At 35.6% G+C, this 12,347-nt stretch carries 15 protein-coding genes and 5 tRNA genes; 3 read left to right on the top strand and 17 right to left on the bottom strand.

The window, feature by feature from the left end; genetic code table 11:
- Positions 1-213: 213 nt before the first annotated feature.
- The 13 genes from rplL to A2530_RS00190 form a co-directional block, all read right to left on the bottom strand.
- The gene (rplL, locus tag A2530_RS00250; RefSeq protein WP_294883810.1) at positions 214-582 is read right to left on the bottom strand and encodes a 50S ribosomal protein L7/L12; all 369 of its coding nucleotides are present in this window, start codon (positions 580-582) and stop codon (positions 214-216) included.
- Positions 583-645: 63 nt separating this feature from the next.
- Positions 646-1,125 carry a 50S ribosomal protein L10 gene (gene rplJ / locus A2530_RS00245; RefSeq protein ID WP_294883808.1) on the bottom strand — a complete coding sequence of 160 codons (480 nt, stop codon included), beginning with the start codon at positions 1,123-1,125 and terminating at the stop codon, positions 646-648.
- A 152-nt stretch (positions 1,126-1,277) separates the two neighbouring features.
- Positions 1,278-1,970: a 50S ribosomal protein L1 gene (gene rplA / locus A2530_RS00240; protein ID WP_294883806.1), complete on the bottom strand. Its 693-nt coding sequence runs from the start codon at positions 1,968-1,970 to the stop codon at positions 1,278-1,280.
- Between the two features lie 66 nt (positions 1,971-2,036).
- The gene (gene rplK / locus A2530_RS00235) at positions 2,037-2,462 is read right to left on the bottom strand and encodes a 50S ribosomal protein L11 (protein ID WP_294883805.1); all 426 of its coding nucleotides are present in this window, start codon (positions 2,460-2,462) and stop codon (positions 2,037-2,039) included.
- Between the two features lie 19 nt (positions 2,463-2,481).
- Positions 2,482-3,024: a transcription termination/antitermination protein NusG gene (gene nusG, locus A2530_RS00230; protein WP_294883803.1), complete on the bottom strand. Its 543-nt coding sequence runs from the start codon at positions 3,022-3,024 to the stop codon at positions 2,482-2,484.
- A 9-nt stretch (positions 3,025-3,033) separates the two neighbouring features.
- Positions 3,034-3,213 carry a preprotein translocase subunit SecE gene (secE, locus tag A2530_RS00225; protein ID WP_294883801.1) on the bottom strand — a complete coding sequence of 60 codons (180 nt, stop codon included), beginning with the start codon at positions 3,211-3,213 and terminating at the stop codon, positions 3,034-3,036.
- Positions 3,214-3,275: 62 nt separating this feature from the next.
- A tRNA-Trp gene (locus A2530_RS00220) sits at positions 3,276-3,351 on the bottom strand.
- 55 nt (positions 3,352-3,406) lie between these two features.
- A complete protein-coding gene (rpmG, locus tag A2530_RS00215; protein WP_011371981.1) occupies positions 3,407-3,559 on the bottom strand; it encodes a 50S ribosomal protein L33 in 153 nt (50 codons plus the stop codon).
- Between the two features lie 44 nt (positions 3,560-3,603).
- A complete protein-coding gene (gene tuf / locus A2530_RS00210; protein WP_294883799.1) occupies positions 3,604-4,803 on the bottom strand; it encodes an elongation factor Tu in 1,200 nt (399 codons plus the stop codon).
- 91 nt (positions 4,804-4,894) lie between these two features.
- Positions 4,895-4,969: transfer RNA gene (locus tag A2530_RS00205), tRNA-Thr, on the bottom strand.
- Between the two features lie 162 nt (positions 4,970-5,131).
- Positions 5,132-5,208, bottom strand: a tRNA-Gly gene (locus A2530_RS00200).
- Positions 5,209-5,222: 14 nt separating this feature from the next.
- Positions 5,223-5,307, bottom strand: a tRNA-Tyr gene (locus tag A2530_RS00195).
- Between the two features lie 44 nt (positions 5,308-5,351).
- Positions 5,352-5,428 (bottom strand) — tRNA-Thr (locus A2530_RS00190).
- A gap of 149 nt (positions 5,429-5,577) precedes the next feature.
- Between A2530_RS00190 and A2530_RS00185 the strand changes: the two genes are divergently transcribed.
- Positions 5,578-6,309 (top strand): YaaA family protein, encoded by a 732-nt coding sequence (locus A2530_RS00185; protein ID WP_294883797.1) that lies wholly within the window; start codon positions 5,578-5,580, stop codon positions 6,307-6,309.
- Here A2530_RS00185 and A2530_RS00180 read toward each other — a convergent pair.
- Together A2530_RS00180 and A2530_RS00175 are read right to left on the bottom strand one after the other, a co-directional pair.
- Positions 6,304-8,658: a heavy metal translocating P-type ATPase gene (locus A2530_RS00180; RefSeq protein WP_294883796.1), complete on the bottom strand. Its 2,355-nt coding sequence runs from the start codon at positions 8,656-8,658 to the stop codon at positions 6,304-6,306. The genes A2530_RS00185 and A2530_RS00180 overlap by 6 nt on opposite strands.
- A 21-nt stretch (positions 8,659-8,679) precedes the next feature.
- Positions 8,680-9,291 carry a hypothetical protein gene (locus A2530_RS00175; RefSeq protein ID WP_294883795.1) on the bottom strand — a complete coding sequence of 204 codons (612 nt, stop codon included), beginning with the start codon at positions 9,289-9,291 and terminating at the stop codon, positions 8,680-8,682.
- 121 nt (positions 9,292-9,412) lie between these two features.
- Between A2530_RS00175 and rlmB the strand changes: the two genes are divergently transcribed.
- Positions 9,413-10,162, top strand: a complete 750-nt coding sequence (gene rlmB, locus A2530_RS00170; protein WP_294883793.1) for a 23S rRNA (guanosine(2251)-2'-O)-methyltransferase RlmB — start codon at positions 9,413-9,415, stop codon at positions 10,160-10,162.
- A 100-nt stretch (positions 10,163-10,262) separates the two neighbouring features.
- Positions 10,263-11,657 (top strand): diguanylate cyclase, encoded by a 1,395-nt coding sequence (locus tag A2530_RS00165; RefSeq protein WP_294883792.1) that lies wholly within the window; start codon positions 10,263-10,265, stop codon positions 11,655-11,657.
- 8 nt (positions 11,658-11,665) lie between these two features.
- Here the strand turns inward: A2530_RS00165 and A2530_RS00160 are convergent, their stop codons facing one another.
- Both A2530_RS00160 and A2530_RS00155 read right to left on the bottom strand, forming a co-directional pair.
- Positions 11,666-11,920, bottom strand: coding sequence for a helix-hairpin-helix domain-containing protein (locus tag A2530_RS00160; RefSeq protein WP_294883791.1), 255 nt, complete (start codon positions 11,918-11,920; stop codon positions 11,666-11,668).
- A gap of 80 nt (positions 11,921-12,000) precedes the next feature.
- A complete protein-coding gene (locus A2530_RS00155; protein WP_294883790.1) occupies positions 12,001-12,321 on the bottom strand; it encodes a co-chaperone YbbN in 321 nt (106 codons plus the stop codon).
- Between the last annotated feature and the right edge of the window lie 26 nt (positions 12,322-12,347).

Here is a 12,347-nt window from a genome sequence, read left to right as displayed (position 1 = left end):
GTTTTTAAGACCCAATCATTAAGATTAAGGTTATCGTATCTAGGCGTCCCTAGATGATTTTTAGCTCAAAAATAAGAGCTTTTTTTACAGTGCTTATAAACGACATAAGGGCACTTTTACGAAGTGACTAAAATCTCTTCGTAAAAGCGCCCAAAAATGCGAATATGCAAAGAGAAAATAAATCTCTCTATGCAAAACGCCAAAATATAGAAATTATTTAACTTCTACTTTTGCACCAGCTTCTTCAAGTTGCTTTTTAGCATCCATAGCTGTATCTTTATCAACACCTTCTTTAATTGTTGAAGGTACATTTTCAGTTGCATCTTTAGCTTCTTTTAGTCCAAGACCAGTTAATGCACGAACAACTTTAATTACGTTGATTTTTTTATCACCGGCATCAGTGATAATAACGTTGAATTCAGTTTGCTCTTCAACAGCAGCAGCTGCAACAGCACCACCTGCAACAGCAACAGGCTGTGCAGAAACACCAAATTTTTCTTCAAACTCTTTTACTAATTCAGAAAGTTCTAATACAGAAAGTCCTGAGATAAACTCTAATACATCTTCTTTAGTTATAGCCATAATATATCTCCATTATGAAATTTAATTTTAATGATTTAAATCATTATACTTGTTAAAAGCTAATTAAGCTTCCTCTTTTTTTTGTCTTAACGCATCTAATCCGATTGTAAAACATGTAACTGGTGCCATCCAAGTAGCAGCAAGCATAGCAAGAAGCTCCTCACGACCAGGAAGTTTAGCAAATGCTTCAACTTTAGCAGCATCTGCAGGTGCACGATCCACGTAAGCAGACTTAATTACAAATTTATCGTTATCTTTTGCAAAATCAGCAACTACTTTAGAAGTAGCAACCGAATCAGCTCCCCATACTAAAATGTTAGTGTCTTTTAATTCAACACCTGTAAGTTCAGCATTACTTAATGCTATCGTTGCCAAAGTATTTTTAACAACTTGAACTTTTGCATCTTTAGCACGAGCAATTTTTCTCAGGCTTTCAAGATTAGCAACGCTCAAACCTTTGTAATCACAAAAGATTACGCTTTGAGCATCTTTAAATTCATTTGAAAGTACTTCAATAATTTCAGCTTTTTGTGTTTTTGTCATAGAATATCTCCTTTCCAGACAACACTTCAACAGGAACACCAACACCTAGTTGGCATATTAAGCTTTCGCTCCTATATCTTCAGTCCATAAAATGCAGTTACCAAAGCAGTAACTTGAAAGTGCTTTACGAATAAAGCACTAAAAATTACTAATTATTTTAAATCTGCCAGTTGCATAATATCAAGCTTAATAGCAGGACTCATTGTTAAACTAAGCGCAGCATTTTTAATATAACGACCTTTTGCTGAAGCAGGTTTATGTTTATTAATTGCTTTAACAAAAGATACAAGATTTTCAGCTATTTTATCGGCATCAAAACTTGCTTTACCGATTCCTGCATGTATATTTCCTTTTTTATCAACACGGAAATTTACTTGACCGCCTTTAACATTTTTAACCGCAGTTGCAACGTCAGGTGTAACAGTACCGGTTTTAGGGTTAGGCATCATACCTTTTGGCCCTAAAATACGACCAATTTGTCCAACAAGACCCATACAATCTGGTGCAGCAACTACGATATCAAAGTTAAAAACACCATCTTTAATCTGTTGAACTAAATCATCAGTTCCAACAATATCAGCTCCTGCTGCTTTAGCTTCATCAGCTTTAACACCTTTTGCAAAAACTGCAACACGAACAGTTTTACCAGTTCCGTGTGGAAGTACGATTGCACCACGAATCATCTGGTCTGCATGTCTTGGATCAACATTTAAGTTAAGTGCTACTTCAACCGTTTCGTCAAACTTTGCACTAACTAGATTTTTTACCGTTGTTGATGCTTCATCAACATTATACGCTTTTGTAATATCAATTTTTTCTATTAATTGCTTATATCTTTTACTCATAATCAAATTCTCCTGTGAAATTCTGCCACAAAATTTTATATCATTGTGGTCGATGATATTTGTATATTAGTCTATAATCTCTAGACCCATTGCGCGAGCAGAACCTGCAATTGTTTTTGCAGCAGCTTCTTTATCGTCAGTATTTAAATCTTCTATTTTTCTATTTACAACTTCCATTAATTGAGCGCGAGTAATCTTTCCAATTTTATTTTTAAGTGGATTATCCGAACCTTTTTTTATTCCTGCAGCATTCATTAATAGTGCAGTCGCAGGCGGTTGTTTAGTTATAAAAGTAAAACTCTTATCAGTGTAAACAGTGATAATTACAGGAACTTTAAATCCCATCTTATCTTTTGTTTTTTCGTTAAAAGCCTTAGTAAATTCCATGATGTTAACACCACGTTGTCCTAAAGCTGGTCCAACCGGTGGCGCAGGTGTTGCTTTGCCGGCTTCAATTTGTAGCTTTATATAGCCCATGATTTTTTTTGCCATTTTTTTTCCTTTTTATGATTTAAATTATTTTTTCAACTTGGGTATAAGAGATATCAACCGGAGTTGCTCTACCAAAAATTGAAACGTTAAGTTTTAGAGTTCCATGCTCTAAATCATACTCATCTACGGTTGCAGTAAAGTTTGCAAATGGACCATCTATTATACGTACAGTTTCACCGCTGTCAAAAAATACTTTTGGCTTAGGTGCTGCACGATTTTGTACACGGTCTAGTATTACATTAATATCATGCTCACTAAGGGGCGTAGGTGTATTTGCTTCGCCGATAAATCCAGATACTTTAGGAATAGTCTGAATAAGGTGTTGAATTTCAGTATTAAGGTCAATTCTTGCAAAAACATATCCTGAGTACAAAGAGCGCTCTGATATTTTTTTCTTACCTTCTTTAACTTCAATAACGTCTTCTGTAGGAACTATAACATCTGTTATAACATCTTGAAGACCCATCTCTTGTATCATATTAAGAATTGCTAAACGAACAGTTCTCTCATTTCCATATGTCTGAATTGAGTACCACTGATAATTGCTTTTTTTATTTTCCACTGCTACTCCCTATCCTAAGATTAGTGACATAATTGATGACATAACCAAATCGACTAAAGCTAAAAAGGCAGCTATTGCGCTTACAACGATTACGACTGAAATATAAGCCTGTTTAACCTGACCTTTGGTAGGAAAAATAACTTTACTTAACTCTAATCTTGCATTTTTGATATGTGTACCTAGATTCATTTTAACTTCCCTAATAGCCATTAATTATCTATAAAGCTCAAAAGCTCTACAAATAATTAATGTGGCAGGCGTGGAGGGATTCGAACCCCCAACACCCGGATTTGGAATCCGGTGCTCTACCATTGGAGCTACACGCCTACATTATATAACAACAAAGCCAAGTCAAAAGACTTGAACTTAAATTGCAACTATATTACAGTTTCATCTCTTTGTGAAGAGTATGCTCACGACAAAACTTACAATATTTTTTTACTGAAAATTTTTCAGTATGAGTTTTTTTGTTTTTAGTAGTGTGGTAGTTACGACGAGTACACTTCTCACATCCTAAATGTATTGCTTCTCTCATGTTATTAACCTTTTAAAGGATTTTGCAAATTCGGAAGTTCCGAATTATGCAAGAATCTCAGCTACAACACCAGCACCAACTGTTCTACCACCCTCACGAATAGCGAACTTAGTACCTTTTTCCATAGCGATTGGGTGAATTAATTCAACAGTGATACTCACGTTATCACCAGGCATAACCATCTCAGTACCTTCCGGTAAAGTAATAGCACCAGTTACGTCTGTTGTACGAACGTAGAATTGTGGACGGTAGTTTGAGAAGAATGGAGTATGACGACCACCCTCATCTTTACTTAGTACATAAATCTCAGCTGTAAACTTAGTATGAGGAGTAATAGTACCCGGCTTACAAAGTACTTGACCACGCTCAACATCATCTTTACCGATACCGCGAACAAGAATACCACAGTTATCCCCTGCAACACCCTCAGTCATCTCTTTACGGAACATTTCAATACCAGTTACAGTAGTTTTTTGAGTATCACGGATACCTACGATTTCAATAGCATCACCGATTTTAACTGTACCACGCTCGATACGACCAGTTACAACCGTACCACGTCCAGAAATCGAGAAAACATCTTCAACAGGCATTAAGAAATCTTTATCAGTTTCACGAACTGGTTGAGGAATATATCTATCAACTTCAGCCATTAATTTTTGGATTTTAGCAGACCATGGTCCAAGTGTACCAGTTTTAGCTTCTTCTAGTGCTTCTTTTGCTGAACCGGCAACGATTGGAGTATCATCACCCGGGAAATCGTACATATCTAATAATTCACGAATTTCCATTTCAACTAATTCTAATAGTTCTTCATCGTCAACCATATCTTCTTTGTTCATGAAAACAACGATATATGGAACACCAACTTGCTTAGAAAGAAGAATGTGCTCACGTGTTTGTGGCATCGGGCCATCAGCTGCAGAAACAACTAAAATAGCACCGTCCATTTGTGCAGCACCGGTAATCATATTTTTAACATAATCCGCGTGACCTGGGCAGTCAACGTGTGCATAGTGACGATTATCTGTTTCGTACTCAACATGTGAAGTTGCGATAGTAATACCACGCTCTCTCTCTTCTGGAGCATTATCGATTGCATCATAATCCATCATTTTTGCACCGTTTGTTACTGCCAATACCGCTGTTATCGCAGCAGTTAAAGTAGTTTTACCATGGTCAACGTGACCGATTGTACCAATGTTACAGTGAGGTTTATTACGCTCAAACTTTTCTTTTGCCATTGTGTCCTCCGACTTTATTTTGTGAATAGAAATGGAATTGTACCAAAAAATTATTCAATTATTGCTTAAATTTTATCTATACTTCATTATATGGAGCTCACGAGCGGATTTGAACCGCCGACCTCTTCCTTACCAAGGAAGTGCTCTACCCCTGAGCCACGAGAGCAGAGTATAAAGTATAATAAAAACAACAAGCAATAATTGCATAATTTTTAAATATTAGTGAATTTTGTGCAGAAAGCTATATAAATATTTATATATTAATATATATAAAAAGTATAATTATGAAGTAAGTTGAAATTGTACTTCAGCTTCCAGAATGTTTCAATGGAGCGGGTGAAGGGACTCGAACCCTCGACCCTCAGCTTGGAAGGCTGACGCTCTAGCCAACTGAGCTACGCCCGCATATGCCATTGAAATGGTGGTGAGAAGAGGAGTCGAACCTCTGAACCCGTAGGGAGCGGATTTACAGTCCGCCGTCGTTGGCCACTTGACTATCTCACCAGATTTATCTGGTCTAACACTGTTTCTAATATTCTCGAATTCAATGGTGCCGACACGAGGATTTGAACCCCGGGCCTGCTGATTACAAATCAGCTGCTCTAGCCAACTGAGCTATGTCGGCATCGAATTTGAGCCAGAATTATAGTGCAATATATTTTCAATGTCAAGAGTTTTTATGTAAAAATTTTAAATATCTAATAGTTTATGTAAATTTGGCTATTATTACCCCTGTTTTATTGATTTTATTCATACTAAAAAGGTTGAATCAACATGTTAAAAATACTATTTTCTCCGTCAGAAAATAAAAAAAGCGGCGGCAAAGAGATAAAAAAAGAGCTATTTGGCTCAAATAGTGCAAGAGAAAAAATCTTAAACGAATACAACAACATAATTTACTCTAAAGATGAGAATGCAATTAAAGAACTTTTCGGATTTAAAAAATTTAGTGATTGCGAACCATACATGTATGATATTTTCAACTCGCCTCTTATGTCTGCCATTGAGAGATATGACGGAGTAGCGTATGAATATCTTGACTTTAATTCACTAAATGAAATTGCAAAAGAGTATCTAAAGAGTAATACAATTATTTTTTCTAACCTATATGGTTCACTTCTTGGCGGTGATAATATAGCAAACTATAAAGTTAAACAGGGAAATAACATAGGTGAGCTTATTCCTGACAAATTTTACAGAGATAGATTTTCATATCAACTGGATCTTTACCTTGCAAATTGCGATATTTTAGACCTTCGCGCAGGATACTATGATAACTTTTACAAAATAAAAAAACCATATTCGACACTGAAGTTTTTAAAAGAGGGGAAAGTCGTGAGTCACTGGGCAAAAGCGTACAGAGGTTTAGTTTTAAGAGCAGTTGCACAAAACTGCATAAACTCACTAGAAGAGTTTATGACTTTAGAAATAGAAGGTTTAAGTGTAGCAGAAATTAAAATCATAAAAAACAAAACAGAGATTACATATAATATTTTAAACTCATAATTTTATCTTTTTAAGCCTAAGAGAGTTGCTAATTACCGATACCGAACTAAAACTCATTGCTGCAGCGGCTATCATAGGAGAGAGAAGTATCCCAAAGAACGGATACAGCACTCCTGCGGCGATAGGGATTCCTAGAGAGTTATAAAAAAATGCAAAAAAGAGATTTTGTTTAATATTTTTCATTGTTGCTCTGCTTAAGAGTCTTGCTCTTACTATACCTCGCAAATCACCTTTTACCAAAGTTATACCGGCGCTCTCTATTGCAACATCGGTACCGGTTCCCATTGCTATGCCTACATGTGCAAGAGCAAGGGAAGGTGCATCATTTATACCATCTCCGGCCATAGCTACAACTCGTCCATGTGCTTGAAGCTCTTTTATTACCTCTGCTTTTTGTTCTGGTAACACCTCTGCATGTACTTCATCAATGCCTAGTTTTTTTGCTACAATCTCCGCCGTGGTGCGACTATCGCCTGTTAGCATAACGACTCTCATCCCCTCTACATGTAAATCATTGATGGCTTTAGCCGTTGTCTCTTTTATGGGGTCACTTAGTGCAATAAAACCTGCCGCTACCGATTCTATAGCGACAAACATGACTATTTTGCCTTCAACTCTCTTTTCTTCAGAGAGTTTTGATAGTTTTACCGTATCTATATTTAAGCTCTCCAGTAGTTTTGTATTACCGACTGCGACAATCTTTTCATCTACTTTACCTGTAATTCCCATTCCACTTACGGATGTAAAGTTAACAGCTTTAGCAAAATCGATATCTCTCTCTTTAGCTCTATCTACAACGGCCTTTGAGAGCGGGTGCTCACTAAGCATCTCTAAACTTGCAGCTAAATGCAAAAGCTTATCCTCATCAAATCCATCTTCTACATGTACTTCAACAACTCTCGGTTTGCCCTCTGTAAGCGTTCCTGTTTTATCAACGACTAACGTATCAACCTTTTGCATTATCTCTAAAACTTCAGCATTTTTTATTAATACCCCCTCCATAGCTCCTCGTCCGGTTGCTACCATTATAGAGATGGGAGTAGCAAGTCCAAGAGCGCAAGGACATGCGATAATCAGTACCGAAACTGCGCTGACGATACCATACGCTAAACGAGGCTCTGCTCCCCACATCCACCAGATAAAAAATGTTACTATACTAATACCGAGTACCGCAGGAACAAAATAGCCGGACACTCTGTCGGCTAGTTGTTGTATAGGTGCACGTGAACGCTGTGCATGTGAAACCATATCTATAATCTGTGCAAGCAGTGTATCTGCACCGACTCTATCAGCTTGCATAAGCAAAGAGCCGTTAGCGTTAATAGTTGCACCTATAAGCTTCTCGCCGACAAACTTTTTAACAGCAATCGGTTCACCGGTGACCATTGACTCGTCAACACTGCTTGTGCCTTCAGTTACGATACCGTCAACAGGTATTTTTTCACCGGGCAAAATACGCAAAATATCTCCGACTTGAACCTTTTCCAGCGCTATATCCTCTTGGCTTCCATCTTCCTTAACTAGATGTGCTTCGTTTGGAGAGAGTTCAAGAAGAAGTTTTATGGCATCATTTGTTTGTGAACGGGCACGAAGTTCAAGAACTTGTCCTAAAAGCACGAGCGTTGTTATTACCGCTGCTGCTTCAAAATAGACATGTACACTACCGTTCATCTGCATCATTGGCGGAAACAGATACGGCATAAACAGAGCTGTTATGCTATAAACCCAAGCAACCAAAACACCTATAGCAATTAGTGTAAACATATTTAGATTCATAGTTTGCAGAGATTTGTAACCCCTGACAAAAAATGGCCAACCTCCCCAAAGCACAACAGGAGTAGCTAGAAAGAACTCTATCCATTGAATCATTTTCATGCTTAACGCATCAGGCAGTAATGCAGGCAATAAGTCTGAAATCATTGCTAAAACAAAGACCGGAATAGAAAGAACCGTGCCAACCCAGAAACGACGACTCATATCTATGAGTTCTTCATTTTTCTCCTCTGCTCTTGCAACTACAGGTTCTAGTGCCATACCACATTTAGGACAGCTTCCAGGGTGGTCTTGAACTATTTCGGGATGCATAGGACATGTATAAGTTACTTTGTCGTCTGTTTTATGGGAAGCTTGAACATTCACATGGCAGAGATTCTCATCCGTGCAGATTGGCTCGTTATCAACATGTATATATTTTTGAGGATTTTCTTTAAATTTAGTAAGGCAGTGTTCACTGCAAAAATAGTAATCATCTTCCAAGTAATGATAAAAGTATTTAGAATCATTAGAAACATTCATACCGCAAACGGGATCTTTTAGCTGAACGGGTTTTTTATTTAAATCACTCTTCATATTGTTGCCATCCTTATTTAATTAAGATTGAGTCACTTCTGTTTCCTCTTGTAAATCTTTAAAATCTGCTCTTCTATCTTCAAGCTCTTTTCTATATGTGATATAATCGCCAAAATCAAAAAATTTATCATATCTTGAGTGCATATCCAATTGCGGTTTTGAGTGTTTTATGGGACACCAAAACTGTTCGCTTCTTGCCGCTACCTCTCTTGTATAACCTATTACACCATTAAAATATTCACAATACAAACAATTTATCTTCTCAACTCTATCCAAATAAAAAAGATTATATCTGTCTATGACTACATAATCACTTCTTTTAACTTTTGGTATTTTGTATATAGGAAAACAGACTATTTGATAGATACTAACAAAGATATCGACAAGAAACGCGGGAATCATTATCGACCAAATAAAGGGAATCGTAAAAATCGCCAAAACAGGAAAAGAGGATAAGTATTTTATGGAACTTACAATTCTAGACCTTCCCTCTTTTATAACGCTCTCTTGAAATTTTACCTTTTTATCCTCAAGCGTATAAAGAAATTCATCCTGCTTTTTTCTAAGTTCCTCCACAAGTTCATCTTCAAGGCTCTTTATTTGCGCTACTATCTCATCTATTCTTGTACTCATACAAATTATCCGCTTTTCTTTTTTAGAGTATAGCACTATTTTATCAACTAAGCATTTTTTACGCAAATAAATAAAACAGAAAAATAGTGTAAAATTCCATATATAACTAAAAGGTGCCAATTTGCAAGATTCAAAAGAGTATTTAGAAAAAAGAGCGTACTTTGAAAAGATAATCACACTTTACGGCAGAAATGTTATTATAGAGGTTTTGCAAGATGCTACTATAGAGATACACAAGCTCCACATGTCAAATAGCAATAAAACCGACGGTGCAGTTGAAACTATACTCTCTCTCGCAAAAAAAAGAGGCATTGAAGTAACCTATCATGATAAAAATGCATTAAGCCGTATAAGCAAAAATGCAAAGCAGGATCAAGGTGTTGCGATAGATATTATTGCTTCGTCTTACAAAAACGCAAAAGAGATAAAGACTCTAAAAAAGTTCAAACTTATAGCACTTGACGGTATCCAAAATCCTCAAAACCTCGGAATGATTATACGTTCATGTGCAGCAGGATATGTCGATGGGATTATTCTTCCTAAGAAAAATAGTGCAAAAATCTCTCCTCTTGTTATAAAAGCGAGTGCCGGAACACTTTTTAAACTTCCGATTTATTACTGCAATACCTTAGATGAAGCCCTAAAAGAGTTAAAAGATACAAAAATCTATCTTCTATCTTCACATGCCAAAAACAGTATATATGATATGCAAAAAAGTGACAAATCCATATTTATTTTGGGAAACGAAAGTGAAGGAGTAAGCAAAGAAGTTGAGAAAATATGTAACACTTCAATAAGTATCCCTATGAATAGAGGCGTTGAATCACTAAATGTTGCTGTTACCGCTTCACTCATTGCCTTTATGAAATAACATTTTTCTTATATATAGTCTATGAAATATACCTTTTTTTATATATTTTATAGATATATTCTGTTACTCTTTTAATATAATGAGTGATAGGATGTATATTTTGCCTGATAAACTACAAATAATTGAACGCCAAAACAATGCATTGCACCAACTTAACGAGATTGCAGCTATATCTGATATAAGCCCGTTAGAGACACTGAGAAAAGCTTTAGAAATAGGAAAAGAGTATTTTGGTTTAGAGTTTGGCATTGTCAGCCATATAGTGGGAGAAGATTATACGGTGGATGTTCAATCATCACCGCCTGATACCCTATTTGACGGACAATTGTTTGAGCTTGGCTCAACATATTGTAAAACTACTTTAGAGATAGATGATGTTTTAGCAATTACCGATGTAACAAAATCAAAATATATCGGTCATCCATGTCATAGAGATTTTAATCTTGTATCATACATAGGTGCTCCAATCAGAGTAAACTCGAAAGTATATGGAACTATAAACTTCTCTTCGGCACAAGCCAGACATTTAGAATACAATAAAATAGATGATGAGTTTATGAAGTTGTTATCTCGATGGGCAGGCTCATTTTTGGAAAGACAATCTGTTCTCGACGAGCTATCTTTAGAAAAACAAAAATTTGAAATGATTTTTGAAAATAACGCATCTGGAACATTGCTTATAGACGACAGTTGCCAAATTTTGATGACTAATAAACGATTCTGCGAAATTATAGGTTTTTCAAAATCTGAACTTGTAGGACAAAATGCAATAATTTATTATTTAGATGATATCTCTTACAACACCGCCAGAGAAAAAATTTTAAATACCGACAAAAGTTCTTATATAAACATGGAACATCAGTTAAAAAGAAAAGACGGCAAACTTATTTGGTGCAAATTTGTCGGTTCTCAAATAGAGTTGACAAAAGACTCAACTGCGATGATATGGAGTATTTTGGATATTACGGCACAAAAAGAGATGCAAGAAAAACTTGAAAAACAAGCTACTATGGATTATCTTACAGAGCTTTATAACAGAAGATATTTTACAAGCCGCTTAGAAGAAGAGGTCTTAAAAATAAAGCGCGATAAAAACAGTACAACCTCTTTGATGATATTTGATTTGGACAAATTTAAACAAATCAATGATACGCTTGGTCATTTAACGGGAGACTTTGTACTAAAAAAGTTTGCAGATATTATCAAAAAAAATCTGCGTAAAACAGATATAGCAGGAAGAGTAGGCGGAGAGGAGTTTGCTATGATTTTACCAAATACGGATATTACAAATGCCTCAATTTTAGCAAATAGAATTAGAGAAGAAGTTTCAAATAAAATAATAACTATTGATAAAAAAGATATAAATTTTACAGTTAGCATAGGTTTAACGGCACTGTCTTATGATGATATTAATTCAGACAGTGCCTTTGCCAGAGCCGATAATGCACTCTACATGGCAAAGGCAAAAGGGCGTAATAGACTAGAGCAAAAATAACTAGATACCTACTTTTTCTTACACTCGCTAGCAGTAAGATTTGTTCTATTTTTTTCTAAAAACTTATCTCCAAAACCTTTAACCTCTTTTATCTCATCTACACTTTTAAAACAGTTATGCTCTTTTCTATAATCAAGAATCATATCCGCTTTTTTATCCCCAATGCCTTTAATACTCATTAGCTCTTTTTTATCCGCTTTATTTATATCAACTGCTCCAAAAGAGAGAGTAAATCCAATTAACAACCATAATAACAACTTCATTTTAACTTCCTTTAATATAATTTGTTAAATTATAGTCTCTTAATAATAAAAATAAAATAAATTATAACAGTTTAAAACTATTATGACATCATAATCTCATACGGTCGTTTAATCTCTCTTATAACCTCATCGATGCTCATGTGACGAGATTTTCTCAAAAACTCTTTGCCCTCAAGAAAAATTAAAACTGTAGGAATTGCAAATACGCTAAAACTTGCGGCTATCTCTTGATCTATCGAAGTGTCTATACTTACTATTTCAAACTTCTCAAAATTATTCTCTATCGCTTCTAAAAGCTTTGGTTTTAGCGCATGACAAACGTTACATGTAGGTGCGGAAAAATAAACCACAACGGCTAAGTTTTCATCTATTGTTTTTTTAATATTTTCTATTGTTTGCATTGTTTAAAACCTCTTTTTTTGGTACG

Source organism: Sulfurimonas sp. RIFOXYD2_FULL_34_21 (genome assembly GCF_001830805.1).
GTDB lineage: Bacteria > Campylobacterota > Campylobacteria > Campylobacterales > Sulfurimonadaceae > Sulfurimonas.
This window is presented reverse-complemented; position numbering and strand designations above follow the sequence as displayed.